At 71.4% G+C, this 26,943-nt stretch carries 21 protein-coding genes; 16 read left to right on the top strand and 5 right to left on the bottom strand.

What is annotated here, in order from left to right:
- The first annotated feature begins 2 nt into the window (after positions 1 to 2).
- Genes AC061S_RS28915 through AC061S_RS28905 form a run of 3 tightly spaced genes read left to right on the top strand, consistent with a single transcriptional unit; the run spans position 3 to position 3,458 of the window.
- Positions 3 to 2,156, top strand: a complete 2,154-nt coding sequence (locus tag AC061S_RS28915) for a DUF6571 family protein (RefSeq protein WP_478688824.1) — start codon at positions 3 to 5, stop codon at positions 2,154 to 2,156.
- On the top strand, positions 2,137 to 2,796 hold the full coding sequence (locus AC061S_RS28910) for a hypothetical protein (protein ID WP_478688823.1): 660 nt from the start codon (positions 2,137 to 2,139) through the stop codon (positions 2,794 to 2,796). Before AC061S_RS28915 ends, AC061S_RS28910 begins: the two co-directional genes overlap by 20 nt.
- The gene (locus tag AC061S_RS28905) at positions 2,793 to 3,458 is read left to right on the top strand and encodes a hypothetical protein (RefSeq protein WP_478688822.1); all 666 of its coding nucleotides are present in this window, start codon (positions 2,793 to 2,795) and stop codon (positions 3,456 to 3,458) included. The genes AC061S_RS28910 and AC061S_RS28905 overlap by 4 nt, the downstream gene beginning before the upstream one ends.
- Here AC061S_RS28905 and AC061S_RS28900 read toward each other — a convergent pair.
- Entirely contained in the window at positions 3,448 to 3,834 is a 387-nt protein-coding gene (locus tag AC061S_RS28900; RefSeq protein WP_478688821.1) for an ATP-binding protein, read from the bottom strand. The genes AC061S_RS28905 and AC061S_RS28900 overlap by 11 nt on opposite strands.
- A gap of 47 nt (positions 3,835 to 3,881) precedes the next feature.
- On the opposite strand from AC061S_RS28900, the gene AC061S_RS28895 reads away from it, so the two are divergent.
- Positions 3,882 to 7,751, top strand: coding sequence for an ABC transporter ATP-binding protein (locus AC061S_RS28895; RefSeq protein ID WP_478688820.1), 3,870 nt, complete (start codon positions 3,882 to 3,884; stop codon positions 7,749 to 7,751).
- Positions 7,752 to 7,773: 22 nt separating this feature from the next.
- Here AC061S_RS28895 and AC061S_RS28890 read toward each other — a convergent pair whose 3' ends face one another.
- Positions 7,774 to 8,328, bottom strand: a complete 555-nt coding sequence (locus tag AC061S_RS28890; RefSeq protein WP_478688819.1) for an EF-hand domain-containing protein — start codon at positions 8,326 to 8,328, stop codon at positions 7,774 to 7,776.
- Between the two features lie 635 nt (positions 8,329 to 8,963).
- Between AC061S_RS28890 and AC061S_RS28885 the strand changes: the two genes are divergently transcribed.
- The 3 genes from AC061S_RS28885 to AC061S_RS28875 all read left to right on the top strand — a co-directional run bounded on the left by AC061S_RS28885 (position 8,964) and on the right by AC061S_RS28875 (position 12,077).
- Positions 8,964 to 10,025, top strand: a complete 1,062-nt coding sequence (locus AC061S_RS28885; RefSeq protein ID WP_478688832.1) for an aldehyde dehydrogenase family protein — start codon at positions 8,964 to 8,966, stop codon at positions 10,023 to 10,025.
- Positions 10,026 to 10,096: 71 nt separating this feature from the next.
- Complete coding sequence (locus AC061S_RS28880) at positions 10,097 to 10,510, top strand: hypothetical protein (protein ID WP_478688818.1); 414 nt, start codon at positions 10,097 to 10,099, stop codon at positions 10,508 to 10,510.
- Positions 10,511 to 10,595: 85 nt separating this feature from the next.
- Positions 10,596 to 12,077 (top strand): S28 family serine protease, encoded by a 1,482-nt coding sequence (locus AC061S_RS28875; RefSeq protein WP_478688817.1) that lies wholly within the window; start codon positions 10,596 to 10,598, stop codon positions 12,075 to 12,077.
- 42 nt (positions 12,078 to 12,119) lie between these two features.
- On the opposite strand, the gene AC061S_RS28870 is transcribed toward AC061S_RS28875, so the two are convergent.
- Together AC061S_RS28870 and AC061S_RS28865 are read right to left on the bottom strand one after the other, a co-directional pair.
- A complete protein-coding gene (locus AC061S_RS28870; protein WP_478688816.1) occupies positions 12,120 to 13,982 on the bottom strand; it encodes a glycoside hydrolase family 3 protein in 1,863 nt (620 codons plus the stop codon).
- A 10-nt stretch (positions 13,983 to 13,992) separates the two neighbouring features.
- Positions 13,993 to 14,949, bottom strand: a complete 957-nt coding sequence (locus AC061S_RS28865) for a LysR family transcriptional regulator (RefSeq protein WP_478688815.1) — start codon at positions 14,947 to 14,949, stop codon at positions 13,993 to 13,995.
- Positions 14,950 to 15,065: 116 nt separating this feature from the next.
- Between AC061S_RS28865 and AC061S_RS28860 the strand changes: the two genes are divergently transcribed.
- The gene (locus tag AC061S_RS28860; protein WP_478688814.1) at positions 15,066 to 16,085 is read left to right on the top strand and encodes an EamA family transporter; all 1,020 of its coding nucleotides are present in this window, start codon (positions 15,066 to 15,068) and stop codon (positions 16,083 to 16,085) included.
- Positions 16,086 to 16,148: 63 nt separating this feature from the next.
- Here AC061S_RS28860 and AC061S_RS28855 read toward each other — a convergent pair whose 3' ends face one another.
- Positions 16,149 to 17,024 (bottom strand): helix-turn-helix transcriptional regulator, encoded by an 876-nt coding sequence (locus tag AC061S_RS28855; protein WP_478688813.1) that lies wholly within the window; start codon positions 17,022 to 17,024, stop codon positions 16,149 to 16,151.
- Positions 17,025 to 17,425: 401 nt separating this feature from the next.
- Between AC061S_RS28855 and AC061S_RS28850 the strand changes: the two genes are divergently transcribed.
- The 8 genes from AC061S_RS28850 (at position 17,426) to AC061S_RS28815 (ending at position 26,938) form a co-directional block, all read left to right on the top strand.
- Positions 17,426 to 18,229, top strand: a complete 804-nt coding sequence (locus AC061S_RS28850; RefSeq protein WP_478688812.1) for a hypothetical protein — start codon at positions 17,426 to 17,428, stop codon at positions 18,227 to 18,229.
- Between the two features lie 170 nt (positions 18,230 to 18,399).
- On the top strand, positions 18,400 to 18,981 hold the full coding sequence (locus tag AC061S_RS28845) for an N-acetyltransferase family protein (RefSeq protein WP_478688811.1): 582 nt from the start codon (positions 18,400 to 18,402) through the stop codon (positions 18,979 to 18,981).
- Positions 18,982 to 19,298: 317 nt separating this feature from the next.
- The gene (locus AC061S_RS28840; RefSeq protein ID WP_266908656.1) at positions 19,299 to 19,883 is read left to right on the top strand and encodes a cysteine hydrolase family protein; all 585 of its coding nucleotides are present in this window, start codon (positions 19,299 to 19,301) and stop codon (positions 19,881 to 19,883) included.
- A 43-nt stretch (positions 19,884 to 19,926) separates the two neighbouring features.
- Positions 19,927 to 20,952, top strand: coding sequence for a hydrogenase expression/formation protein HypE (gene hypE, locus AC061S_RS28835; protein ID WP_478688810.1), 1,026 nt, complete (start codon positions 19,927 to 19,929; stop codon positions 20,950 to 20,952).
- A 23-nt stretch (positions 20,953 to 20,975) separates the two neighbouring features.
- Positions 20,976 to 23,366 (top strand): carbamoyltransferase HypF, encoded by a 2,391-nt coding sequence (gene hypF / locus AC061S_RS28830; protein WP_478688809.1) that lies wholly within the window; start codon positions 20,976 to 20,978, stop codon positions 23,364 to 23,366.
- A gap of 14 nt (positions 23,367 to 23,380) precedes the next feature.
- Positions 23,381 to 24,715 (top strand): diaminobutyrate--2-oxoglutarate transaminase family protein, encoded by a 1,335-nt coding sequence (locus AC061S_RS28825; protein ID WP_478688808.1) that lies wholly within the window; start codon positions 23,381 to 23,383, stop codon positions 24,713 to 24,715.
- A gap of 74 nt (positions 24,716 to 24,789) precedes the next feature.
- Positions 24,790 to 25,527 carry a hypothetical protein gene (locus AC061S_RS28820; protein ID WP_478688807.1) on the top strand — a complete coding sequence of 246 codons (738 nt, stop codon included), beginning with the start codon at positions 24,790 to 24,792 and terminating at the stop codon, positions 25,525 to 25,527.
- Complete coding sequence (locus AC061S_RS28815) at positions 25,508 to 26,938, top strand: MFS transporter (protein WP_478688806.1); 1,431 nt, start codon at positions 25,508 to 25,510, stop codon at positions 26,936 to 26,938. Before AC061S_RS28820 ends, AC061S_RS28815 begins: the two co-directional genes overlap by 20 nt.
- Positions 26,939 to 26,943: the final 5 nt, after the last annotated feature.

Raw genomic sequence — 26,943 nt, 5'->3', positions numbered from 1 at the left:
CGATGCCGAACTACCAGGAGATCGTCACCACCGACCTCGGTGCGCTCGTCACGGCAGCCGACGGCTGGAAATCCATGGCGACGCAGTTCAAGACGATGGAAGACGTCTACGAGAAGGAAGTCCAGAGCGTCTCCACCGGAAGCGGCTGGATCGGCGGCAGCGCACAGACGGCGAGCAACAACGCCGCCCTCACCCGCCGGGAGTTCGACGCGGCGCAGACCCAGGCACTGGCCGTGGAGTCGCTGCTCCGCGACGCGCACGCCCGCTTCACGGACCTCAAGGGCCGGGTGACCTCCGCCGTCGCGGACGCGGTGAAGGCCGGCATGAAGGTCTCGGACGCCGGCATCGCGAGCTACGACTTCTCCAAGGAGGACGCGGCCACCGCGAACGCGATCCGCCACGACCCGGACCTCCCGGAGATCGAGCGCTCCTGGACACGGCACGTCGCGGACGCCGTCAAGGCGGTCACGGAGTTCGACGAGGACGTGCGGATCGCCCTCCTCAACGCGTCCGGCGCCGACGGCACCTCGACCTTCGGCTTCAACTCCAAGGCCGTGGGCGACGTGGAGGCGGTCGAGGCACTGGCCCTCACCCGCAAGATCCAGTCGGGCGACGCGTCCCCGGACGACCTCAAGCACTACGACGACCTGCTCCGCCAGAACGCGAAGGACAGCCACTTCAGCGAGGCGTACCTGCACTCACTGGGCGCGAAGGACACCATCCACCTGGCCGACCAGCTGAACCTGTCGTCCAACGAACGCGGCGCCTCGGCGGCCGACAAGAAGCTCTACGAGTCCATCAGCACGGGCCTCGCCGGAACCATCGCCTCGGGCACCAGGGACCCGGAGGGCTACGCGTACAAGGCCTTCACGGCCGGCCTGAAGGAACAGGGTCCCGAACTCGTCGCCGACGGCCTGCGCCCGACGTACGGCTACCAGTCGCTGGTGACCCTGATGCAGCGCGGGGACGGCTACGGCAAGCAGTTCCTGAACGACCTCGGCGACGGCATGATCGAGGCCGAGAAGTCGAAGCCCCACATGTACGACCACGCCTACGACTCCCAGCGCCCGAACCTGGTCTCGGACCCCCTGGACGGCCTCCTGGGCATCATGGCCAAGGACCCGGACGCGGCGGCGCACTTCCTCGACCCCGAGGCGCCGGGCAACAAGAACGAGCACCTGAAGTACCTCCTCACCGACCGCGACATGCCGGACCCCTGGATCTCGACGGGCGTGGGCCAGCCGATCGAAATGCAGGGCGACAAGACGGCCGGCCTCGGCGCGGCCATCCAGGCGGCGGCCACGGGCCACGTCGACGGCGAGAAGCTGGGCCCGCCCGGCCCGCACACGGAGGGCCAGGCGCGGGTGATGCACGACGCGATCCGCCTGCTGGACGCCGAGATGAAGGGCGACGAGTTCAAGGAGGACCTGGAGGGCCTGCGTCAGCCGATGGCCAAGGCGCTGGTGGACTACGTCGAGGACACCCACGAGATCCTGGGCGGCCAGAACCCCGACCTGGGCGGCACCGGCGGCAAGGACTCCATCCACGGCTCGGGCGACAACGCGCAGATCGCGGTCGGTCAGAGCAGCCTGATCCGTGTGATGCGCGGCATCGCGGACGACGGCCCGTCCTACGCCCTGATGGTCGAGGCGGAGCGGGCCTACTCGGCGGACCAGCTCGCGACCGCGGCCCAGTACAAGGCGGATTCCCCGCTGGAGGCGAGCCTTGACTGGGACAACCGTGCACACGGTGTCGGGATGGCAGCGGGTGCTCTCAACGGCATCGGGGCCGATGTCTTCAAGGACAAGGAAGACGACCAGGTCAAGTGGGCGGAAGGTACGGCCACGTACGCGGCGGCCGGGGCGAACGGACTCATCGGCGAGATCCCGGTGGTGAGCACGATCGGAGGCTCACTGATCGATGTCGCCGAGTACAACTGGGTCGAGGGCGTCAAGGACGCGGCCGAGGAGGAGCTCAAGCGGGACTCCAGCAAGCACTACTCGGCGGGTGTGGACGGGACCAACGAATTGTTCGAGTCGTGGAGGGACCAGCGGCACATGGACGGCCAGGACCCGACGGCCAAGCACGCCCAGAACGAGGCGAACACCGCCTACTCGGCCGGACGGGAGGCCGCCCGTGCGCACCTCAGGCCGTGATGCGCTCAACGTCCTCGTACGGACGACGACCGCGCTCGCCGGTGTGCTGGCCCTGGCGTCGTGCAGCTCGGGCGATCCCGAAACGGAGGATGCGAATCCGTGCGGGATCAGCCAGACTTCGGCGGAGGCCGGGCTGGTGCGCGAGCTCCTCGGTACGGAGGACTTCACGACGAAGGCGTACCGCACCACGAGCGGCATGGTGGACGAGTTCGAGCGCGCATTGCCGAACATCCGTCCCGACAAGCACATCTTCTACACGCACACATGTGAGTACAGCACGGAGGACGCCCGCATGACCTTCGCCCCCGGATGGTTTCTCCGGACCGCCGAGTTGCCCTCCTTCCCCAACGAATCGACCTATTCGTTGAACGGGGCGCGCGGCGTGACGAGCAACAGCCGCTCGACGCTGCTCGTCCAGTGCGACCTGCCCGGCGAACACAGGGCGCAGTCGCAGAAGGTGTGGCTCACTTCGGACACCAGGTACACGTTCACTCCGTCCCGGCCGGATGCGGACCAGGTCGCCAGGGACCGGCGCATGACCCTCACCTACCTCATGGCCCGCCGCGCCGCCGACGCCCTCGGCTGCGAGAACAACCCGCTGGAGCAGACTCCCGTGGTGAAGTCGGGAGACAGCCAGTGACCACCGTTTCGGCCGCGACCAAGCGGTCCGTGCTCGCCCTCGTCTGCGTGCTGGCGGCGGCCGGGTGTTCCGCGCAGGAAGCCGAGCCTCTCGCTGCTCACCCGTGCGTGATCGCCGATCCGTCGGAGGAAAGGGATCTCCTGCGGCAGATCACCGGGTCCAGTGACTTCGACACCCGGATCAACGCCACCACCGAGCACCTGGTGGACAGCCTCAAGCGGGACCTGCGGGCGGTGCCGTCGTCGCCGTGGCTCATGTGCGGGTACGTCCCCACACAGGGGAAGGACGGCGGCCGCGTGCAACTGCAGGTCCGCTGGCAGCCCCAGGACCACCGGGAGCAGATCCCGAAGGGCAGCATGCCCTTCGAGGTGAACGGGTCCGTCGGCAGGGCCGACGACATCGGGTCGCTGCTGCGCGTGCGCTGCGACATGCCCGGCGACCTCCGGGGCCTGTCCGACAGGGCCCTGCTGTCGGTGGAAGGCTCCTTCGGAATCCGCGTCCCTCGGACGGGCATGACCCAGGCGGACCGGGACCGGCAGACCGCCTTCACCTATCTCATGGCCCGCCGCGTCACCGAAGCCCTCGGCTGCGAGAACAAGCCGCTGAAGCGGGCCCCCGTGGTGAAGCCGCTGCCGCTGCCGTCGCCGTCGCCTACGTCCTGACCTCGGCCCAGACGGCCTTGCCGATGCCGTGCCGCCGGGGGCAGCAGCCCCAGCGCTCGGCCAGCGCCGCGACGATCGCGAGCCCCCGGCCCCGCTCGTCCGTGTCCGCCACGACGTGTGGTGCGAGCTTCACGGCGGGGCCGGCGTCGGCGACCTCCACGCGCACACCCCGTCGTAGCGGGCGAGCCGCACCCGGCTGGCCGCCGGGACCCCGGTCGTCCTGGTCGCCCGTACCGCCTTCGCCGCAGACGGGCGGGTCGTCGAGGTCAACGAGATGGTGCTCGACTCCGCCGCCTACGTCCTCGAGTACGAGTTCGACGCCCCGTAGGACCCCGTAGGACCCCGTAGGAGCCCGGTAGGAGCTCCGTAGGCGCAATACCGCGCGCGGAACCCGCGCAATCCAGTTCGAATTGTTGCGGCGGGATGAAATCCGCCGGTCGGAGCGTTGGCGCTTCCGGTAGGGCAGGACGAACGGGGAGGCAGTACGTGGCTACGGCGACGGCGGAAACGGCGGCTGGAAGCAAACAGGGGTGGGGGAGGCGGCTCGCCGCCTACACCTGGCGGTACAAGGCCAACGTGCTGCTGGCCCTCGGGTCCTCGCTCGGCGGCATGGCCGTCATGGCGCTGGTGCCGCTCGTCACCAAGGTCATCCTCGACGACGTCATCGGCGACCAGAGCAAGCCCATGGGGCCCTGGGCCGGGATGCTCATAGCCGCCGCGGTCCTCGTGTACGTGCTGACCTACATCCGCAGGTACTACGGCGGGCGGCTCGCCCTCGACGTGCAGCACGACCTGCGCACCGACATGTACGCCACCATCGCCCGGCTCGACGGCCGCCGCCAGGACGAGCTGTCCACCGGGCAGGTCGTGGGGCGGGCGACCACCGACCTCCAGCTGATCCAAGGGCTGCTCTTCATGCTGCCCATGACCATCGGCAACTTCCTGCTCTTCGGGATATCCCTCGGGATCATGCTGTGGCTCTCGCCGCTGCTGACCGTCGTCGCGCTGCTCATGGCCCCCGCCCTCTGGTTCATCGCCAAGCGCAGCCGCAAGAAGCTCTTCCCCGCCACCTGGTACGCCCAGAGCCAGGCCGCCGCCGTCGCCACCGTCGTCGACGGGGCCGTCACCGGCGTCCGCGTCGTCAAGGGCTTCGGCCAGGAGGAGCAGGAGACCGGCAAGCTCCGCGACGCCGGCCGCCGGCTGTTCGCCGGGCGGATGCGCGGCATCCGGCTGAACTCCCGCTACACCCCCGCGCTGCAGGCCGTACCGGCCCTAGGCCAGGTCGCCATGCTGGCCCTCGGCGGCTGGATGGCCACCAAGGGGCAGGTCACCCTCGGCACCTTCGTCGCGTTCTCCACCTACCTCGCCCAGCTCGTCGGCCCCGTCCGCATGCTCGCCATGGTGCTCACCGTCGGCCAGCAGGCCCGCGCCGGCGTGGAGCGGGTCTTCGAGCTCATCGACACCGAGCCGGTGATCGAGGAGGGCAAGCAGGAGCTTCCCGCGGACGCGCCCGCCACCGTCGAGTTCGACGACGTGCGGTTCGGGTACGACCCCGAGCGGCCCGTGCTCGACGGGTTCAGCCTGTCGATCGCCGAGGGGGAGACCGTCGCCCTCGTCGGTTCCTCGGGCAGCGGGAAGTCCACGGTCTCGCTGCTGCTGCCGCGCTTCTACGACGCCGACCGCGGCGCCGTCCGCGTCGGCGGCCACGACGTGCGCGAGCTGACCTACGACTCCCTGCGCGACGCCATCGGGCTCGTGCCCGAGGACTCCTTCCTCTTCTCCGACACCATCCGCGCCAACATCGCCTACGGGCACCCCGGCGCCACCGACGAGCAGATCCGGGCCGCCGCCCGCGCCGCCCAGGCCGAAGGGTTCGTCGAGGCGCTGCCCGCCGGGTACGACACCAAGGTCGGCGAGCAGGGCCTGACCCTCTCCGGCGGCCAGCGCCAGCGCATCGCGCTCGCCCGCGCCATCCTCACCGACCCCCGGCTGCTGCTCCTCGACGACGCCACCTCCGCCGTCGACGCCCGCGTCGAGCACGAGATCCACGAGGCGCTGCGCGCCGTCATGGCCGGCCGCACCACCCTGCTCATCGCCCACCGCCGCTCCACGCTCGCGCTCGCCGACCGGATCGCCGTACTGGACCACGGGCGGCTCTCCGACGTCGGGACGCACGAGGAGCTGGAGCGCCGCTCCGCCCTCTACCGGCGGCTGCTCACCGACCCGGACGCGCTGGGCGCGGGCTCCCCGCGGACGCCCGAGGCGCCCCCGATGGACGAGTTCGAGCGAGCCCTCGACCGGGACATGGCGCGGGACATCGAGCTCGAAGCCGAGATCGACTCCGAGCCCGTCAACGCCAAGCGCCGGGTGGCCGGCGGGATCACCCCCGAGCTCTGGCAGCGCCAGGAGGAGGCGGACGAGAAGACCACCGCCCTCGCCGGGATGTCCGCCACCCCCGAACTCCTCGCGCAGGTGGCCGCGCTGCCGCCCGCCGACGACACCCCCGACGTGGACGAGACCCGCGCCGCGTCCGCCGAGGACAGCTACAACCTGGGCCGTCTGCTGCGCGGCTTCTGGGCCCCGCTCGCGATATCCCTCGGCCTCGTCGCCCTCGACGCCGGCTCCGGACTGCTCCTGCCCATCCTGATCCGGCACGGCATCGACCAGGGCGTCGAAGCGGCCGCCCTCGGCGCCGTCTGGGTGGCGTCCTTCCTCGCGCTCGGCGTCGTCCTGGCCCAGTGGGCCGCGCAGTTCGCCGAGACCCGGATGACCGGCCGCACCGGCGAGCGCGTGCTCTACGCCCTGCGCGTCAAGATCTTCGCCCAGCTCCAGCGCCTCGGCCTCGACTACTACGAGCGCGAGCTGACCGGCAAGATCATGACCCGGATGACCACCGACGTGGACGCCCTGTCCAGCTTCCTGCAGACCGGGCTCGTCACCGCCGTCGTCTCCGTCCTCACCTTCTTCGGGATCCTGGTCGCCCTGCTGGTCCTGGACGTGGAGCTGGCGCTGATCGTCTTCGCCACGCTGCCCGTGCTGATCATCGGCACCGTCTTCTTCCGCCGGAAGTCCGTGGCCGCCTACGAGCTCGCCCGCGACCGGGTCGGACTGGTCAACGCCGACCTCCAGGAGTCCGTGGCCGGACTGCGCATCGTCCAGGCCTTCCGCCGCCAGCGGGCCGGCGCCGTCCGGTTCGCCGAGCGCAGCGACTCGTACCGCGAGGCCCGGGTCCGCGGCCAGTGGCTGATATCCGTCTACTTCCCCTTCGTTCAGCTGCTGTCCTCCGGGGCGGCCGCCGCCGTGCTGATCGTCGGCGCGGGCCGGGTGGAGGCCGGCACGCTCACCACCGGCGCGCTGGTCGCGTACCTGCTCTACATCGACCTGTTCTTCGCCCCGGTCCAGCAGCTCTCCCAGGTCTTCGACGGCTACCAGCAGGCCACCGTCTCCCTGGGCCGGATCCAGGGCCTGCTGCGCGAGCCCACCAGCACCCCCCGCCCGGCCGACCCCCGCCCGGTCCCCGAGCTGCGCGGCGAGATCGCCTTCGAGGGGGTGCACTTCTCGTACGGCACGGCCGAGGAGCGCGGGGAGAAGCAGCAGGCGCTCACCGGGATCAGCCTGCGCATCCCCGCCGGACAGACCGTCGCCTTCGTCGGCGAGACCGGAGCCGGCAAGTCCACGCTGGTCAAGATGGTGGCCCGGTTCTACGATCCGACCTCCGGCCGGGTCACCGCCGACGGGGTGGACCTTCGCGAGCTGGACCTGACGGGCTACCGGCACTGCCTCGGCGTCGTCCCCCAGGAGCCGTACCTCTTCCCGGGGACGGTCCGCGACGCCATCGCCTACGGGCGGCCCGAGGCGAGCGACGCCCAGGTGGAGGCCGCCGCCCACGCGGTCGGCGCCCACGCCATGATCGCCACGCTGGACGGCGGCTACCTGCACACCGTCAGCGAGCGCGGCCGCAACCTCTCGGCGGGCCAGCGGCAGCTGATCGCACTGGCCCGCGCCGAGCTCGTCGACCCCGACGTGCTGCTCCTCGACGAGGCCACCGCCGCCCTCGACCTGGCCACGGAGGCCCTGGTCAACCAGGCCACCGACCGGCTCGCGGGCAAGCGCACCACCCTGGTCGTGGCGCACCGGCTGACCACCGCCGCGCGCGCCGACCGGGTCGTGGTCATGGACCGCGGCCGGGTGGCGGAGGACGGCACCCACGCCGAACTGCTGGCCCGCGGCGGCCGGTACGCCGAGCTGTGGCGCACCTTCGCGGGCGAGGACGAGCCGGCCGCCGCGGCTTAGCGGAGCCAGGGGCCCCCTACGGCTAAAGCTCGCCGAAGAGCAGGTTGCCGGGGGCGTCCTCCTCGGTGCCGGTGTAGTACTCCCGCACCGCGCCGAGGAGTTCGTCCACCGACAGGAACCCGTCGTGGTCCGCGTCGATCCGGGCGAAGAGCGCCTCCGCGTCCGCGTGGCTCAGCTTCGTGTCGAAGGCCGTCTGGGCCTTCTGGAACTCCTCCGGACTGATCCGGCCGTCGTCGTCCTTGTCGACGATGGTGAGGATCGCCCGCATCATCGGGCGGAAAGAGCGGTCATAGGCGGGCCCGCCCTGTGCGTACAGCCGGGTCATGCCCAGCCTGTACTCCTCGGGCGTGACCTTGCCGTCCCGGTCCAAGTCCAGCTCGGTGAACAGGTCCTGCCAGAAGTCGACGAGCCCACCCATCACCTCGGTCGCCTTGGGGGAGGCAGCCGGCTCGCCGAGTGCCGACAGCAGGCGGGAACCGAGCCCGATGATGTCGTGCTCGTCGATCACCTGGTCGTCATTGACGTCGAGGTGGGCGAAGGCGCGGTCCAGCTTGCGGTCGAGCAGGTCGTTCGTCATTTCAGTTCGCCTTTCGTGGCTACGGTGAGCGGCTAACAGTCACCCACCGTAACGTCCTTCTTGAGGGCGAACTCATGTTCCCCGATCAAGAGGTGTCCCTTCGTAGGACTGTCGCCGCTACGATTGGCAGCGGCCGAGAAGACGGCCAGTGTGAGTCAACCGCGTGAGGTGCTGACCACCGGCTTCCCGGTGCAGCGCCTGCGGCAGTCCGCTGAACTGCGGGCCTCTGCTCACCGAACTCCGGAACGGCCCCGAGCAACCCCGGATGAGACACCGCTAGGTGACCACGTCGGAGCGCCAGGACCAGCCGACCGGATGCAGTCCGTACCACCTTCGGGAATCACGGATCAAGTCTTAGGAAGTTGTGGATGCACTCTTATGAGGTAGGGGTGGCCGGTGCCGAGAGGCCCGGCACCCGTCGGGTGTATTGGCCTCGGGTGGGTCGACTAAGCGCGCCCCATTCGCGGTCCTCGACCTCAAGGCCCGGCCGGAGTGCGGCGAGAACCTCGGTACGACGACCGGTTGGTCACGTGGGAGCGCGCCGCCGGCGCCTGCACTTTCCACCCTGACTCGGTGTCCGAGTATGAGGCCCAACTCCTTCTACGGAGTGCTGGCACTCGCCCGCGGGCAACAGCCTGATCGTCAACGCGCCGCCCACCGCCCCGCTGGGCGTCAGCTTCGTCTACCGGGAGATCGTGGCCCCCCTCCTGGAGCGGCTCGGCGCCCCGCCCGGCACCCTGAACGTGGTCTGCACGCACGCCCGCGCCGTGGTGCGCCAGTGGCTGGACAGCCCCGACTGCGACGACCTGGTCTTCTTCGGCGGCTCCGAGCAGGGCCTCAAGCTGGAGCGGGAGTGCGTGGCCGCGGGGAAGAAGCCCGTACTGGAACTGTCGGGCAACGACGGGGTGCTGGTGTGGCACGACGCCGAGGCCGATCTCGCCGCGCGGGCCCTGTGCGAGCGGTACTACGGCTCCGGGCAGATCTGCATGACCCCGAAGTTCGCCATCGTCCACCCGGAGGCGGCCGACCGGCTGCTGAAGGAGCTGGTGGAGCAGGTACGGGAGATCCGGCCCGGGCCGCCGGAGGATCCGCGCACGGTGCTGAGCCCGGTGGTCAAGCGGGCGGAGTTCACCGAGGTGCTGGGGGAGGTGCTGGCGGCCGGCGGCGAGCTGCTGTGCGGCGGGGAGTTCGTGGACGTGGACGACGAGCCGGCGGCGGCGGGGCCGTTCATCCGCCCGGCGGTCGTCCGGGTGGACGGGCTGGCCCGAGCCGCCCGGCTGCGCGCCTTCCGGGAGGAGACCTTCTTCCCGCTGCTGTGCGTGGTCGTCCCCGAGGAGCCGGTCCGGCTGGAGGAGGCCATCGGCTTCCTCAACTCCAACCGCTACGGCCTGCGCAACTCCCTGTGGACCCGCGACGAGCGGGTCGTCGAGCGGTTCTGCGAGGAGGTGGTCAACGGCGGCATGCTGAAGGTCAACGACTCGCACATCGGCTGCCTGCCGGGGATCCCGTACAACGGCGGCACGGGAGCGACGGGCGGGATCTTCGGCGAGGCCAACCTGCCCGTCGTGCGGACCACCCACCTCCAGTCGATCGCCGTGGCCACCCTGGTCCGGCCGCGGGAGTCGGTCTTCGACCACGCGGCGGCGTGCGGGGCGGACCCCGGCGCACTGACCGGCCCGGCGGGCTCCACGGGCTGAGGTCTCGTTCCACGCAACCATTCGAGGGGGTCGGGCGTCGTACGAACGTGCGCACGTTGTACGTACGACCGATGGGGGACAGGGTGTTGAAGGCGCGGAACCGCAACGGGCGATGGGCCGCCCGCACCGTGGTGATCACGGTGACGCTGTGGCTGGGCGCGGCCGGACTGATGGCGGCGCAGCCGGCGCAGGCGGCGACCGGCGGGTGCGCGGGGAACCTGGTGCGGACGCTGCCGTTCTCTACGGGGGAGGTGCGCGTGTACAAGACCCGCGACCGGGCCTGCGCGGTGGCGGTCGCCCGGGAGCCCGGTCAGCGGCGGGCGATGTCGGTGAGCATCCAGCCGCGCGGCGGCTACCCGGTGCGCGACGCGGGTCAGTTCACCCGGTACGCCGGACCCGTCACCGCCCACGCGATCAACCGCTGCGTGTACGTCAAGGGGAGCGTGGGGGCCGGATCCGTCGCCTCCGGCTGGATCCTTTGCTGATGGAGCGGCCCAACTAGGTCTGTTCAGCCGTGTGTTCCCCCCGCTAGGTTCACGGCGACCGACGTGAACCCAATGGGGAGTGTGAATGCGCAAGAAGCTCGGATGGCTGCTGTCGCTCGTGGTGCTGATCGGCACGACGGGCGCGGTCGGCACCACGGCGCAAGCGGCCACCGCCGCGGAACCGTCCGCCGCCACGGATGCCACCGCCACGGACGCGGCCGCCACGGACGCGGCCGCCACGGAAGACATCAAGGACCGGATCCTCGCGATCCCGGGGATGAGCCTGATCGAGGAGAAGTCGTACCCCGGCTACCGCTTCTTCGTACTGAACTATGAGCAGCCGGTCGATCACCGCGCGCCGTGGAAGGGCACCTTCAAGCAGCGCCTGACCCTGCTGCACAAGGACGTCACGCGGCCCACGGTGTTCTTCACCTCCGGCTACAACGTCAACACAAACCCGCGCCGCAGTGAGCCGACGACCATAGTCGACGGCAACCAGGTGTCGCTGGAGTACCGATTCTTCACCCCGTCCCGGCCCGACCCGGCCAACTGGGCGAACCTCGACATCTGGCAGGCCGCCAGCGACCAGCACCGCGTCTTCACCGCCCTGAAGAGGGTCTACAAGAAGAACTGGCTCGCCACGGGCGGCAGCAAGGGCGGGATGACGGCCACCTACTTCGAGCGCTTCTACCCGCGCGACATGGACGGCGTCGTCGCCTACGTCGCCCCCAACGACGTGGTGAACAAGGAGGACTCGGCCTACGACCGGTTCTTCGCCAAGGTCGGCACCAAGGAGTGCCGCGACAGGCTGAACGCCGTGCAGCGCGAGGCGCTCGTGCGCCGCGTCCCGCTGGAGGCCAAGTACGCGGCCGCCGCCGCCGAGAACGGCTGGACCTTCACCACCGTCGGCAACCTCGACAAGGCCTACGAGGCCGTCGTGCTCGACTACGTGTGGGCCTTCTGGCAGTACAGCCTGCTCGCCGACTGCGCCGCGATCCCGGCTGCCGCCACCGCGACCGACCAGGAGATCTGGGACACGATCGACGCGATCTCCGGCTTCTCGGCCTACTCCGACCAGGGCCTGCAGACGTACACCCCGTACTACTACCAGGCGGGCACCCAGCTCGGCTCCCCCGACATCAAGCAGCCCCACCTCGGTGACCTGAGCCGTTACGGCTACCAGCCGCCGCGCAACTTCGTGCCCCGCGACATCCCGATGACCTTCCAGCCGGCGGCCATGCGGGACATCGACACCTGGGTGAAGAACAACGCGCACCAGATGCTCTTCGTCAACGGGCAGAACGACCCCTGGGGTGCCGAACCGTTCCACCTCGGCTACGGGGCCCGCGACAGCTACGTGATGGTCGCCCCGGGCGCCAACCACGGAGCCAACGTCTCCAAGCTCATGGAGGCCGAGAAGGCGCTGGCCACCGAGAAGATCCTGCAGTGGGCCGGAGTGGCCCCGGCCAACGCGCCCACCGGTGCGGCGAAGGCCGCCCCGCTGGCCGCGCCGGACGCGCAGCTCGACCAGCGCGACATCGAGCGCGAGCCGAAACTGCGCCCGTAGGACCAGTGGGGCCGCGGGTGGGGCCGCGGGAGGCGTACGGGGCTACCCGTACGCCAGCCCGTGGCCCAGCGGGTAGCGGCCGGGCACCGGGACCGGCAGGCGCCCCGTGGGCCGTACGGTCCCGGTGACCACCCGGGCCGCCGCCCGCAGCTCCAGGTCCGTCCAGGTGTACGTGGCCAGTTCGGCCGCGCAGGCCGGCAGACGGGCCGGGTCGTAGGGGTTGCGGATCGCCACCAGGACCACCGGCACCCCGGTGGCCAGCAGCCGGGTGACCAGCTCGCGCTGCGGGCTCTCGCCCTCGGGGACGTTGTACGTGCACACCAGCACGGCCGCGTTGCCGGGGGCGGCCGCCACCGCGCGGGCGGGCGGCAGGGCCGTCGCCCGGCAGCCCAGCGCGGACAGCTCCCGGGCCAGTACCGCGGTAGGGGGTCCCGTCGTACCCGTGGGGGAGACCGGATCGGTCCCGGTGACCAGGAGCAGCGGCCGGGCCGCCGGATCCAGCGGCAGCAGCTTCACCGGATTGGCCAGCAGGGTCGTCGTACGGTCCGCGATCTCCCCGGCGGCCGCCAGGTGCGCCGGGATGCCGACGGCCGCGTCCACGGTGTCCCTCGCCCGCGCCCCGTCCACGGCCTGCGCCGCCGCGTCGAACAGGCCCCGGCGGGCCTTCAGTTCCAGGATCCGCAGCACCGACTCCTCGATCCGGGCCCGCGTCAGCTCCCCGGACTCCACGGCCGCCAGCACGCTGCGGACGGCCAGCCCCAGGTCCGGCGGGTTCAGCAGCTGGTCGCAGCCCGCCTTCAGGGCCAGCACCGGGACCCGGTCGTCCCCGTACTTCTGGCGGACCCCGGCCATGTCGAGGGCGTCGGTGACCACCACCCCGCGGAAGCCCAGGCGTTCGCGCAGGATCCCGGTGACGATCGGCCGGGAGAGGGTCGCCGGATCACCCGAGGGGTCGAGCGCGGGGAAGACGATGTGCGCCGTCATCACCACGTCCACGCCGGCCTCCACGGCCGCCCGGAACGGCGGCTCGTCCAGCTCCTCCCACTGAGCCCGGGTGTGCTTCATCATCGGCAGCCCGACGTGGCTGTCGGTCCCGGTGTCCCCGTGCCCCGGGAAGTGCTTCGCCGTGGCGGCCACCCCGGCGCCCTGGTAGCCGCGGACCTGGGCGGCGACCAGGGCCGCCACGGCGTGCGGGTCGGCGCCGAAGGACCGTACGCCGATGACGGGGTTGGCGGGGTCGACGTTCACGTCGGCCACCGGGGCGTAGTTGTGCCGGATGCCCATGGCCGCCAGCTCGGCGCCCGCGATGCGCGCGGCCCGGCGGGCCTCGGCGGTGGACCCGCCGGTCCCCAGGGCCAGGGCCCCCAGCGCCATGGCCCCCGGGAGCAGGGTCGCGGGCCGGCCCACGCGGGCCACGGCGCCGTGCTCCTGGTCGATGGAGAGCAGCAGCGGGATGCCCGCGCCCGAGCCGGCGGCCGCCCGCTGGAGCCCGGCCGACAGCTCGGCGACCTGGCGCGGGGAGCGGGTGTTGTGCGCCCAGCCGAAGTAGACGATCCCGCCGAGGTGGTAGCGGGCGACCAGCTCGGCGGGGGTGCGCACCCCGAACATCTGCTGGTTGAGCGCGGCGTCCCCGGAGTCGGGCTCGGTCGCGGAATGCCCGTACGCCCGCGATACGAAGAGCTGCCCGACCAGTTCGGCCAGGCTCATCCGCGCCATCGTCTCGCGCGGCCGGACCCGGGGGGCCGGGGTGTGCCCCGGTGCGCGGTCGCCCGGCCGGGGGTCGTCGGGGGCCGGGCCGTCGGGGTTCGGGTCGGAGCCCACCGCGGCGGACGCGGCCCCCGCGGCGGTGACGGCGGCCACTGCGGCCACGGTGAGCAGGGTCCGGCGGGAGGCGTGGTTCGGCACGCGCCGGACGCTACTGCGGGGCGGGGCCTTCGGAGCGGGGGACACTCGCGTAGTCCCCCGGACGGGGGGCCACCCGGGGCCAGTGCTCGCGCAGGGTCCGTACGGCCTCGGTGATCGCCGGCCGGCGGGCCGCCCCGGTCCGCCACAGGGCGTACACCCGGCGTACGGGGCCCGGCTCCAGCGGTACGGCCACCGCGCCGGGCGGCAGCGTCCCGGTGCCCAGCCGCGGTACGACGGCCACCCCGAGGCCGGCGGCGACCAGCGCGACGATGGTGTGGTTCTCCTCGGCGACGTGCGTGATGTCGGGCTCGAACCCGGCCGTGCGCAGGGTCCGTACCAGCCAGTCGTGGCAGACCCGGCCGGGCGGCTGGCAGACCCAGCGCTGCCCGCCCAGGTCCGAGCGATGGATGACGGCGCGGGAGGTGAAGGGGTGCCCTGCGGGCACGAGGAGGTCGCAGCGGTCGTCCCCGATCACCGCCTGCTCCACGCCCTCGGGGGCGGGCAGCGGGGCGATGTCCCAGTCGTGCGTCACGGCCAGGTCGGTGACCCCGCGCGAGACCAGGTCCATCGACAGGTGCGGATTGATCTCGGTGAGCCGGACCTCCAGGGCCGGGTGACGGTGGGCCAGGTCCGCGAGGACCCCGGGGAGCAGGCCGCGGGCCGCCGAGGCGAAGGCGGCGACCCGCAGCCGGCCGATGGGCTGGCCGCGGGACTCCTCCAGCGCGGTCTCGGCCTGCTCGGAGATGTCCATCAGCTGCTGGGCCGTCGCGGCCAGCAGCTTGGCCTCCTCGGTGAGGGCGACCCCGCGGCCGTGGCGTTCGAGCAGGGTGGTGCGGGTCTCCCGCTCCAGCTTGGCGATCTGCTGGGAGACGGCGGAGGGGGTGTACCCGAGGGCGGCCGCGGCGGCACCGACCGAGCCGTGGACGGAGACGGCGTGCAGGGCGCGCAGCCTGGAGAGGTCGAGCATGCCGGTCAGCTTAGGCCCGGCCTGGGCCCGGCGGATCGCTGGATGAAGCATTGCTACATCCGACCCTGAAGACATCCGTGCTGGTGCTAAAGGGTTGATGAGCCGATGCTCGGATCATGCGACCCATGCACACTGCCCTCGCGGTCCTCGTGGCCGCGGTCTGGGGTTTCAACTTCGTCGTCATCGAGTTCGGGCTCGGATCCTTCCCTCCTCTGCTGCTGTCCGCCCTGCGCTTCCTGGTCGCGGCCCTGCCGGCGGTGTTCTTCGTCGGGCGGCCCAAGGTGGCCTGGAAGTGGATCATCGCGGTCGGCGTGGTCCTCGGCATCGCGAAGTTCGGGCTGCTGTTCACCGGGATGGACAACGGGATGCCGGCCGGGCTGTCCTCGCTGGTCCTGCAGGCGCAGGCGGTGTTCACGGCCGTGTTCGCGGCGGTCGTGCTGAAGGAGCGGCCGGGCCGGCTGCGGATCGCGGGCATGGCCGTGGCCTTCGCGGGGATCGCCGTGGCCGCCGTGGACGAGGGCGCCTCCGGGCCGGTGCTGGGCTTCACGATGGTGATCGCGGCCGCCGCGTGCTGGGGCGTCTCCAACGTGCTGACCCGCAAGGCCTCCCCGCCCGACGCGCTGAACTTCATGGTGTGGGTGAGCGTGGTGCCGGTGCTGCCGCTGGCGGGGCTCTCGCTCCTGCTGGAGGGCCCGGAGCGGGACTTGGCGGCGCTGCGCGGTCTCGACTGGAGCGGGGTCGGGGTCATCGTGTACCTCGCCTGGATCACCACGGTGTTCGGCTTCGGGACGTGGGGGTTCCTGCTGCGCACCTATCCCGCCTCCTCGGTGGCCCCCTTCTCGCTGCTGGTGCCGGTCTTCGGGATGAGCTCGGCGGCACTGGTGCTGGGGGAGGACGTGAGCGGGCTGCGCTGGGTGGCGGCCGTGCTGCTGGTCGGCGGGGTGGCGGTGACCTCGCTGGTGCCGTCGAAGCCCCGGCCCGCCGCGGCACCCGCGCCCGAGGCCGCGCCGGACCCGGAGGCGGCGGCGGACCCGGAGGCGGCGGCGGATCCGGAGGCAGCGGCGGATCCGGAGGCCGCGGCGGTGCCCGCACCCGACCCCGGATCGGTTCCGCTTCCGGTCGCGGGCGGTCGCTAGCGGGAACGCCTCGGGCTCCCCGGACACCCGGGCCGCACGTGCGCGGCCCGGGCGGCCGGAGGCTCAGACGCCGTTGAAAGGCTCCTTGCCCAGCAGATATCCGGCGTGCAGCCGGTTACGGGCTCCGATGCTCTTCATGATGTTTGCGATGTGACGCTGGCAATTGCGCAACGATATTCCGACGACATGCGCTATTCGGTTGTCCGATTCACCCTGAATGAGCAGCGAGACGATGGTCTGCTGAATATCCGAGGTAATGGCTGCGCGTGCGGGCCGGTCGTCGTCCGAGGTGAATTTCTCGGCCGCGCTCCAGGCCCGCTCGAATGCCTCCACAAGAAATGAGACAAGGTGGCTGTTTTTCGATACTGCCGCGCCGTGGGATCCGTCCGAGAGCGGCAAGATCGCCACTTCCTTGTCGAAGATGATGCAGCGCGGAAAGCCGTGCGCGAGCGTGCACACCTCTGCGCCGAGCGGCGCGACCCGCCCGACAAAGGAGGCGGTGGCCGGGCTGAACCGGGCCGTGTGCTGGTACAGGGTCCGCATCCGCACGCCGCGTTCCAGCAGTCGTTCGGTGCGTTCCAGGCTCTCCTCGAGCACCTCCGTGTCCCGGGCTCCGCCGGGCTGGGAGGTCATGACCTCGGTGCGGCAGCCGACCGCGAGGCCGGCGATGAGTTTGCGCACGTCCCCCACGCCCGGCACCAACTCCAGTGCCGTGTCGTCCTTCAGGTGCGCCGTTGTGAGGGTCAACAGGTCTAAGTCCCCGCGCAGTTGATCGAGAAAGGTTTGGGTCTCGTTCAGGCTGTGCTGCGCCGGGTTGAGGACCTTGATGCGTGCGTGGTCCACGGGGTACGGGGTGTAGATGTCGGTCACGGGGCACTTGCCGAGCAGCCCCAGGGATTCCAGGGAGGTCGCGGCCGCCTCTATTTCCTCGGTGGTCATGCCGAGGGCCGCGGAGGCTGTATCGCACGTTGTTCCCGGTGTCTGTGTACAGAACCGGTAGAGACGGTCTCCGGCAGGGGTGAGCCGGGGCACGGGAAAAGGGTGGACTTGTCTGATTGTGTTCAATTCATCCCCCTGTCATGTTTTCGCCAGCGGCAACATGATCCCAGAAAGGGATGGCTCCGGATGTAGTCAAACGGACAGGATGAGGCCGAAGCTGATCCGGACCGCAAGCCATCTTGAGGGGCAGGCAAGCATGCCACGTATAGCGAGTTTCCTCATCGCCATTGCGGCAACTTTCTCGGTGACCGTCTTCCTCGCCCCGTCGACTAGTGGTGCGGCGAACCTCGCCGGCGCCACTGGTCCGGGTCAGGTAGCCAACGATCTCGGCTGGGGATGAGATGCCTCGTAGTAAGTCGTACAACACGTACTCCAACCTGCAGCGCCCTGAGTTCCGCAAGCGCGTCGACGAGCTCCTGCTGAAGTTCGAGCGGGACTTCTACGAGCGCAGCGCGGGCGCCGACGGGATGCTCGACAAGGAGAAGTTCGACCTCGAGCTGTACAAGCGGCACAACGTCGAGACGATGATCCGGATCGGCCTCAAGCGTGCCGTCGACCCGCTCATCGCCAACTACTGGGCCACTCGCGACCCGCAGCTCTGCAAGGAGTGGGGCATGTACGGCGCGGAAGAGGGCCGCCACGACCGCATGTTCGCCGGCGACCTGCACAAGGTCGGCATGACGGACGAGGAGATCTACGCGATCCGTCCGACCTTCGCCACCGAGCTGCTCAACGGCTACTTCTACTACACGATGGCCACCGAGGGCCCGCTGGCCGCGATGATCAGCGGGTTCTACCTGGAGTACATCGCGGGCAAGACGCAGCCCGACTGGCTGGACATCATGGAGCAGCACGTCGGCGCCGACAAGACCAAGGGCGCCCGCGCCCACCTGGCCCTCGATGACGACGACGACCACGTCGACATGGTCTGGAACCTGATCATGCGCGTCATCAAGGACGAGGCCGACGAGGAGCGCTTCGTCGATCACCTCATCAAGATCAACTCGCTGTTCGTGTCCTACTTCGTCGAGGTCTACGCGGCCACCGTGCTCGGCGCCGGCGCCGACGCCTCGCTGCTGACCCAGGCCGCACCGGCCGCCGCCGTACAGACCAACCTGCAGACGAAGGCCACCGCTTCGGTCTGACCGACCGGCCCACACCTGCCGGTGACGCTCTGAAGGCGCGAAGGGCCGACACTCCCGCAGTCCGGCGATCCCGGGCATTGCGTTCCAGATGTGCCGCACCGCCCCCACGGGGGTCGTGCCGCGATGTCCGGGGTCCGGCTGCTCCACCCGTCTACTCACCAAGGAAGACGATGCACTATTCATGGCCTCGTGAGCTGTCCGAACAGGACATGCGCGAAATGATCGAGCTGATGGACGCCGTCGCGGTCAAGGAGATGACCCTCGGCTTCTACGAACCGGTGGGCCTGGAGAAGGGCCTGCCCCTGATGCGGGCCTTCGAGGCCGACCTGCGCAAGGGCGCCGTCGACCTCCTGCACGTCCGCACCGACGAGGGCCGCATCGTCGGCATGGTGACGCTCGCCCGGGCCCCGCTGCCCGCCCGGCGCCACATCGTCGAGATGCGCCGCTGCGTCGTGGCCCCCGACTACCGCGGGCAGTTCCTGCTCGAAGGCTGGGCCGAGGCCCTGCGCAAGGTCGGCGAGATGGGCTGCGACGTCATCACCCTCGAAGTCCGCGACGACGGCCCCTCCGTGCTCTGGCAGCGCCTGGGCTTCCGCGAATACGGCCGGCTGCCCGACTACGCCCGCGCCGACGGCCGCCCCGTCACCGGCTTCTACATGCACGCCCGGCTCGCCGACATCACGGCCCACTTCGAGGCCACCGGCACCTGGCTGCACGAGGTCGAGTCCGACCGCGTCGCGGTCGCGAGCTGACCTCCCCACCGGCAGGCCGTACGCGTAGCACGTCGTACGCGCACCACGCCTGACGTACGTCCCGCGCACCCGCATCCGCGCCCCTCCCGACCGCCGCGCCGCCCGAACCGGCCGCGCAGGCCCCCGCGCACCGAGGACGCCGCACCGAGGACGCCGCACCGAGCACGCCGTACACCGGCCCCGGGCGCGCCCGACATGCCGGTGCGCACCCTCTCGCCCCACGCACCGCTCTCAGCTCACCCACCGCCCGCCGGGGCGCACGTCGACGTGCGCCGGCCGGGCTCCGGGACCACACCACTCCACCGAAGGGCACAGCCATGTCCAAGATCGCCGTCCTGACCAACGACCTCCAGTACGAGCTGGTAGAGAAGAACCCGGAGCGCGTCGCCGCCGTCGAGGCCGCGACCCCCCACTTCACCGGCTTCCTCGACGAGATGCGCAGCCGCGGCCACCACATCTTCCACCTGCAGCTCGTCAACGACCCGGACGACCCGAACGCCGAGCGCTACGACGGCCACCTCCCGGTGCAGCGCGGCACCCACGGCGCCGACATCATCGAGGCCTTCCTGGCCCCCGAGGACGTCGTCATGGAGAAGAGCAAGGACTCGGGCTTCTACGAGACCGACCTGCACGAGCGCCTCCAGGCCCTCGGCGTGGACACCGTGCTGATCACCGGCATGCAGACGCAGATATGCGTCCAGACCACCGCCGCCGACGCGTTCTTCCGCGGCTACAACATCTGGGTCCCGTCCGACTGCGTCGTCTCGGCCCGCCTGGACGACAAGCAGCGCGCCCTGGACTGGCTGGAGGGCTACTGCGCCACGGTGAGCGACTCCGCCGAGGTCATCAAGGTCCTCGACGCCGAGGGCGGGCTGCCCCGCAAGAACATCAAGACCCCGTGACCACGCCCCTCCCCACACCTCCCCGTTCCAGAAAGGAACAGGAATGACCACGAGCGTGGATCCCACCGAATTCATCGTCCTCGACCACGGAACCGGCGCGAAGCTGAGCCAGGACCTGGTCCAGCTGATCGCGGCGACCCTCGGCGACGTGTACGTCGGCATCATGGAGGACAGTGCGGTCCTCAAGATCGAGGGCGACCGCATCGCGATGACCACCGACTCCTTCGTGATCGACCCGCCGTTCTTCGGCAACGGGGACATCGGGAAGATCGCGGTCTGCGGCACCGTCAACGACCTGGCCGTGGCCGGCGCCCGGCCCAAGTACCTCACCCTCGGGATGATCCTGGAGACCGGGCTCCCCATCCCCAAGCTGGTCCAGGTCCTGGAGTCGATCCGCGACACCGCCCGCGAGGCCGGCGTACAGATCGTCGGCGGGGACACCAAAGTCGTCCGCAAGGGCGAGGCCGACCAGATCTACCTGAACACCGCGGGCGTCGGGGTCTTCGAGCGCGAGCCGCTCACCATGACCGACGTGCGCCCCGGCGACAAGGTCATCCTCAGCGGCCCCATCGGCAACCACACGGTGCACCTGCTCTCCATCCGCGAGGGCCTCGGCTTCGAACAGCGCGTGGACAGCGACTGCGCGCCGCTGGGCGGCCTGGTCGACACGGTCCTGTCGACCGTGGAGGCCGGCGCGGTCCGCTCCATGCGCGACGTCACCCGCGGCGGCCTGACCGCCGTGCTCCACGAGTACGCCCACAAGCTCGGCCGCACCATCCGCGTCGCCCAGGACGACCTGCCCATCCAGCACGAGACCGCGATGGCCGCCGACATGCTCGGCATCAACCCGCTGCACTGCGCCAACGAGGGCTGCCTCGCGGTCTTCGTGGCCCCGGAGGCGGAGGCCGACGTACTGGCCGCCCTGCGCTCCCTGCCCTACGGCAAGCACGCGGTCACCATCGGCGAGATCTCCGAGGACACCGAGGCGCTGGTGCTGCTGCGCGACAAGGACGGCCGCGAGACCCAGCTCGAGGAACTCCTCGGCGCCGAACTCCCCCGGCTCTGCTGAGACAAGGGACCGAGGAAACCGCCATGAGCAGCACCGAGCAGCAGACCGTCACGGAGCGGCCCGACGGGATCACGGGCGCCGTTGAGGAATGGCGCATCCGCGTCACCGGCGTGGTCCAGGGCGTCGGCTACCGGCCGTTCGTCTACAAGCTGGCCCGTGAACTCGGCCTCTCCGGCTGGGTTCGCAACGACCCCGAGGGCGTGCTGGTGGAGGCGTCCGGACCGGTCGCCGCCCTGGAGGAGTTCGCGGCGGGCCTCAGCGGCCGCGCCCCCGAACTCGCCCGGGTGGACGAGGTCCGGCCGACCCGGGGACTGGACCGCGGCACCGTGCCCGCGGGCCCGTTCACCATCGTGCACAGCGAGCACACCGGAGCCCGGTCCGCGCTGCTCCCGGCGGACACCCACGTCTGTGGCGACTGCCAGGCGGAACTTCGCGACCCGAAGGACCGCCGGCACCGCTACCCCTTCATCAACTGCACCAACTGCGGGCCCCGGTACTCCATCATCCAGGACCTGCCGTACGACCGTCCGATGACCACCATGGCCACCTTCACCATGTGCGCGGACTGCAAGGCCGAGTACGAGGACCCGATGGACCGGCGCTACCACGCGCAGCCCAACGCGTGCCCGGACTGCGGCCCCAGGCTGCTGCTCCAGGACCGCGAGGGGAACACGGCCGAAGGGGACGAGGCGCTCCTGCGGGCCGCCCGGGTCCTCGCGGACGGCGGGATCGCGGCCATGAAGAGCGTCGGCGGCTTCCACCTCGTGGTGGACGCGACCAACGCCGAGGCCGTGGCGCTGCTGCGCGGCCGCAAGCGCCGCGACTCCAAGCCGTTCGCGGTGATGGTCCGCGACCTCACCACGGCGCAGGGCCTGGTGGAGCTCTCCGAAGCGGAGATCGACGTCCTGCGCTCGCCGGCCCGGCCCATCCTGCTGGCCCGCAAGCGCACGGGCTCCCTCCCGGAGTCCGTGGCCCCGCGCAACCCCAACCTGGGGATCATGCTGCCCTCGGCGCCCCACCACCACCTGCTGCTGGACGAGCCCGGCCTCGAAGCGCTCGTCGCCACCAGCGGCAACCTCTCCGGCTACCCCATCGCCTACCGCAACGAAGAGGCCCTGGAGCAGCTCTTCGAGATCGCGGACGTGATCCTCTACCACGACCGCGACATCGAGATCCGCGTCGACGACTCGGTGGTCCGCCTCTCCGACCACCCCGAACTCGACGAGCCGCTGCTCCAGTTCATCCGCCGGGCCCGCGGCTACGCCCCGTACCCGGTGGACGTCGGCCGCGAGGTGGCCCCCGTGGTCGCCCTCGGCGCCGAACTGAAGACGACCGTGGCCCTCACCAACGGCTCCCAGGTCTTCCTCAGCCAGCACATCGGCGACCTCAAGAACGACGAGACCTTCGCCGCGCACCACCGCACCGCCCGCCACCTGGCGCAGCTGTACGCGCTCAAGCCGGAGATCACGGCGCACGACATGCACCCGCAGTTCCGCTCCACCCGGGCCGCCCTGGACGACGACGGCACGGGCCCGGCGCTCCCCACGGTGGAAGTCCAGCACCACCACGCCCACATGGCCTCCTGCATGGCGGAGAACCACGTGAGCGGCACCACCCTCGGCGTGGTCTTCGACGGCTTCGGCTACGGCGAGGACGGCACGGTCTGGGGCGGGGAGTTCCTCCTCGGGGACTTCGCCGCCTACCGCCGGGTCGGCCGGATGCGCCGGCTGCCGCTGATCGGCGGGGACCAGGCCGTGCGCGAACCCATCCGCACCGGGTACGCGCTCGCCCTGGACGCCTTCGACGGGGACGGGGACCGGGCCCTGGCGGGCTTCCCCGCCCTCGCCGCCCTCGACGAGCAGCGCCGCCAGGTCTTCGCCACGATGGCCGCCCGCGGGATCAACTCCCCGCCCACGTCCAGTATGGGCCGGCTCTTCGACGGGGCCGCCGCCCTCGCCGGGGTCTGCGCCAAGGCCGAGTACGAGGCCCAGGGCCCGATCGAGCTGGAGGGGCTGCTCGACCGCGACGCCACCGCGGAGCCGCAGGCCTCGTACCGCTTCGGGGCCTACGGGGCGGACGGGCTGACCGAGGTGGACCCGCGGCCCGTGATCCGGGCCATGGCCGCCGACCTCGCCGCCGGACTGCCCGTGGACCGGATCAGCCGCCGGTTCCACACGGCCGTCGTCGAGATGGTGCGCGAGCGCTGCAAGGCCGTGCGGGAGGAGACCGGGGTCAACCAGGTCGCCCTGTCCGGAGGCGTGTTCCTCAACGAGTTCCTGCTGCTCAACTGTCTGACCGGGCTGACCGCCGACGGTTTCGACACCTATGTCCACCGGCTCGTCCCGACCAATGACGGAGGGATCGCCCTCGGCCAGGTCATGGTCGCGGACGCCCGCTCACGCCTGAGGAATTGAAGAGGAGTGACGACGTGACCACCCTCACGCCGGACGAGATGTACACCTTCGTCGAGGCGCGCGAATCGGGCGCCCGGACCTACGCCAGCGCCTTCGGCAGGCTCCTCGCCGAAGGCCACGGCGCACGGATCCGCGACGGGCACGGCCGCGAGTACCTGGACTGCCTCGCCGCGGCGGGCACCCTCGCCCTGGGGCACAACCACCCCGGCGTACTGGCCGCGGTGGGGGAGTACCTCGCCTCCGGTCAGGTCCAGCAGGCACTGGACCTGACCACCCCGGCCAAGTACGAGTACCTCCGGGCGCTGTACGCGCGGCTGCCGGGCACCATGGCGGACACCTTCAAGACGCAGTTCTGCGGACCGGCGGGCACCGACGCCACCGAAGCAGCCATCAAGCTGTTCAAGATCGCCACCGGCCGCCGGACGGTGATCTCCTTCCACGGGGCGTACCACGGCATGACGGCCGGCGCCCTCGCGCTCACCGGCAACCTGGGCGCCAAGGAGTCCGTGCCCTCCCTCATGCCGGACGTCCACCACCTGCCCTATCCCTACGACTACCGCTGCCCCTTCGGAATCGGCGGCGAGGCGGGCATCCAGGCCGGCCTGACCTACATCGAGCGGCTGCTCACCGACCCGGAGAGCGGCATCACCACACCGGCCGCGGTCTTCGTCGAAGCGGTGCAGGGCGAGGGCGGGGTGATCCCGGCGCCGGCCGCCTGGCTGCGCGGGCTGCGGGAGATCACCGCCCGGCTGGACATCCCGCTGGTCCTGGACGAGATCCAGGCGGGCTTCGGACGCACCGGCACCATGTGGGCCTTCGAGGAGTCCGGGATCGAGCCGGACGCCGTCCTGGTGTCCAAGGCGGCCGGCGGCGGCTTCCCGCTGTCGCTGCTGCTCTACCACGGCAAGTACGACGCCTGGGCGCCCGGAGCCCACGCGGGCACCTTCCGCGGCAACCAGATCGCCCTGGTCGCGGGACTCGCCGCCATGCGGGTCACGGAGTCCGAGGGGCTCATCGAAAAGGCCGCCGCCAAGGGAGAGTTGATCGGCACCTTGCTCGGCCGCCTGGCCGCCGGCCACCCCGAGATCGGCCAGATCCGCGGCCGGGGCCTGATGTGGGGCATCGAGATCGTCGACCCCGCGGGCCCGGCCGACCGGCTCGGTTCGCTACCCGCCGACGGGGCCCGGGCCAAGCGCATCAAGCGCGCCTGCCTGGACCACGGGCTGCTGCTGGAGAGCGGCGGCCGGCACGGCGCCGTGCTCCGGCTGCTCCCGCCCCTGGTGATCACCGGCGAGGAGATCCACGAGATGGCGGCGGCGCTGGAGAAAGCTCTGATCGACTGCGCCTGAGCCGGAGAAGCCGGCTCGGCACGGCAGAGCACGGATCCGAGAAGAGACGGATCCAAGAAGAGAAGGACAGAGAAATGGCCACGGGAACGAACAACAGCGGTGAGTGGCGGGTCGACTTCGACGCGGAGGTCGTCTTCAGCAACGGAGGCGCCCTGCAGATGCAGGGGTTCCGCCTGGACATCCCCGGCGACGACATCGCCGACGGGGAACTGGGCGAACTGATCGTCCGCCACCTCGGACTGCTGATGGTCGGCAGTACGAAGATCACCCGCCGGGAGCTGCTCCAGGAGCCCCACAAGGGCTCCCGGAACACCGGCTCCGGGAACCCCGGCTCCGCCGGCTCGGGCCGCACCACGACGGACCTGACCGGCCCCGCGACCCGGGCCGCCTGGCCGACGGGCGCGGGCGGCGCCGCACCGGGCCTGGCCGGCCTGGTGGACCTTCCCGTGGTCCTGGTCCGGCTCCTCGGAGCCGGACAGCCGGTCGCCGACCGGCTCGCACTGGCGCCCTTCGACCTCGCGGGGCACGCCGTCGTCGTGCAGACCGGCCGCGCGGCCGGCCCGTACCTCACCGAGGACGCCGTGGCGCTGCTCGCCGGGCAGGGCGCGCTCCTCGTGGCCACGGACAGCCGCGAGGGCAACGGGCCCGCGGCGGCGGCGCTCGCGGCCGCGGGCCTCCCCGCCCTCACGGGACTGACCGGCCTGGACGCCCTCCCGGCGACCGGGGTCCGGCTGCACGCCGTGCCCTTCCCCGGCCGGGACAACTCATTGATCAGGGTCTACGGAGTGACAGATGACCAGCACCAAGACTGACGGTCACGCGGGGGGCGGCCTCCCGGCGGCCGGGGCGGAGGCGGCCACCACCGCCGCCGCGCCGGCCCGGCGGCCCCGCAGGGAACTGGCCGCCGCCACCGTCGGATCGGTGGTCGAGGCCTACGACTGGACCATCTACGGCATCCTCGCCCCCTACTTCGCCGAGGCCCTGTTCCCCGGCACCTCGCCCACCGCCAAACTCATCGCCGCCTACCTGGGCTTCGCCCTCGGCTTCCTGGTCCGCCCGCTGGGCAGCGTGCTCATCGGCCGCCTCACGGACACCCGCGGCCGGCGCTACGGACTGACCCTCACCGTCGGCCTGATCGCCGCGGGCTCCCTGTTCCTGGCCGTCATACCGGGCTACGCCTCCATCGGCCTGGCGGCTCCGCTCCTGGTGGTCGGGGCCCGGCTGGTGCAGGGCCTGTCGGTCGGGGCGGAGAACCCGAGCGTGGCCGCGTACGTCACCGAGACCGCGCCGGCCGGGCGCCGCTACTTCTACAGCGCGGTCTCCTACGGGGGCGTGGTGCTGGGCAGCGCGCTCTCCTTCATCGTCATGAACGTCCTGCTCGGGGTGTTCGGGGAGAGCGGGGTCGAGGACGGCGCCTGGCGCTACGGCTTCGCCTTCGGCGGACTGCTCGGCCTGACCGCCCTGTGGATCCGGCGCGGGGCGGCGGAGAGCGCCGTCTTCACGGCCGCCGCGGGGAAGGCGGCCACCGCCGACACGGCGGGCAACGCCAGCACGGCGGCCGGGGAGAAGGCGGCCCCGAAGGCGGCACCGAAGCCGGCACCGAAGGCCAAGGCGCCGAGCCCCTGGCCCGTGCTGCGGGCCCATCTCGGGCGGCTCGCCGTGGTGTTCGCCATCACCTCCGGTGCCACCACCGCCTTCTACTTCGTCACCGTCGACTTCCCGTCCTACGCGGCCAGCGCCGGCGCCGCCACCAAGGAGGAGACCTCCGCCGCACTGCTCCTCGGCATGGTGGCGTTGCTCGCGGCGATGCTCGGCGGCGGCAAGGCGGCCGACCGGTTCGGCGCCCTGCCCGTGCTGCGCCTGGGCTTCGCCGGACTCGCCCTGGGCACCGTCCCGCTGCTGGCGGCCATGACCTCCGGACGGGTCCCCGTCCCCGTCGTCACCGTGGTCCTGCTCTTCCTCCTGGGCCTCCCGCTCGCGGTGAGCAACGTCTTCACGGGGCAGCTCTTCCCGCCGGCGGTGCGCGCCGTCGCCGTCGGCCTGCCGACCGCGGCCGCGATCAGCCTGTTCGGCGGCACGTTCCCGATGCTCGCGGAACTCCTGAGGTCGGCCGGCCACAACGCCTGGCTGCCGTGGTGGCCCGCACTGACCGCCGCGGCGGCGCTGGCCGCCTCCTGGGGTGTGCGCGAACACCCCGCGTCCGTAACCCCTCATGCCCGATAAGGACG

The organism is Streptomyces sp. CA189 (genome assembly GCF_056428985.1).
Note: the sequence above shows the minus strand (reverse complement) of the source record. Positions and strands in the feature narration are given on the sequence as shown.

Bases quoted from the DNA above. Each gene is read 5' to 3' on its own strand.
- AC061S_RS28880 (WP_478688818.1), top strand. From the start codon at position 10,097: ATGGGGGACAGGGTGTTGAAGGCGCGGAACCGCAACGGGCGATGGGCC.
- AC061S_RS28895 (WP_478688820.1), top strand. From the start codon at position 3,882: ATGAAATCCGCCGGTCGGAGCGTTGGCGCTTCCGGTAGGGCAGGACGA.
- hypE (WP_478688810.1), top strand. From the start codon at position 19,927: ATGACCACGAGCGTGGATCCCACCGAATTCATCGTCCTCGACCACGGA.
- AC061S_RS28840 (WP_266908656.1), top strand. From the start codon at position 19,299: ATGTCCAAGATCGCCGTCCTGACCAACGACCTCCAGTACGAGCTGGTA.
- hypF (WP_478688809.1), top strand. From the start codon at position 20,976: ATGAGCAGCACCGAGCAGCAGACCGTCACGGAGCGGCCCGACGGGATC.
- AC061S_RS28845 (WP_478688811.1), top strand. From the start codon at position 18,400: ATGCACTATTCATGGCCTCGTGAGCTGTCCGAACAGGACATGCGCGAA.
- AC061S_RS28850 (WP_478688812.1), top strand. From the start codon at position 17,426: ATGCCTCGTAGTAAGTCGTACAACACGTACTCCAACCTGCAGCGCCCT.
- AC061S_RS28820 (WP_478688807.1), top strand. From the start codon at position 24,790: ATGGCCACGGGAACGAACAACAGCGGTGAGTGGCGGGTCGACTTCGAC.
- AC061S_RS28860 (WP_478688814.1), top strand. From the start codon at position 15,066: ATGCGACCCATGCACACTGCCCTCGCGGTCCTCGTGGCCGCGGTCTGG.
- AC061S_RS28875 (WP_478688817.1), top strand. From the start codon at position 10,596: ATGCGCAAGAAGCTCGGATGGCTGCTGTCGCTCGTGGTGCTGATCGGC.
- AC061S_RS28890 (WP_478688819.1), bottom strand. From the start codon at position 8,328: ATGACGAACGACCTGCTCGACCGCAAGCTGGACCGCGCCTTCGCCCAC.
- AC061S_RS28815 (WP_478688806.1), top strand. From the start codon at position 25,508: ATGACCAGCACCAAGACTGACGGTCACGCGGGGGGCGGCCTCCCGGCG.
- AC061S_RS28915 (WP_478688824.1), top strand. From the start codon at position 3: ATGCCGAACTACCAGGAGATCGTCACCACCGACCTCGGTGCGCTCGTC.
- AC061S_RS28865 (WP_478688815.1), bottom strand. From the start codon at position 14,949: ATGCTCGACCTCTCCAGGCTGCGCGCCCTGCACGCCGTCTCCGTCCAC.
- AC061S_RS28855 (WP_478688813.1), bottom strand. From the start codon at position 17,024: ATGACCACCGAGGAAATAGAGGCGGCCGCGACCTCCCTGGAATCCCTG.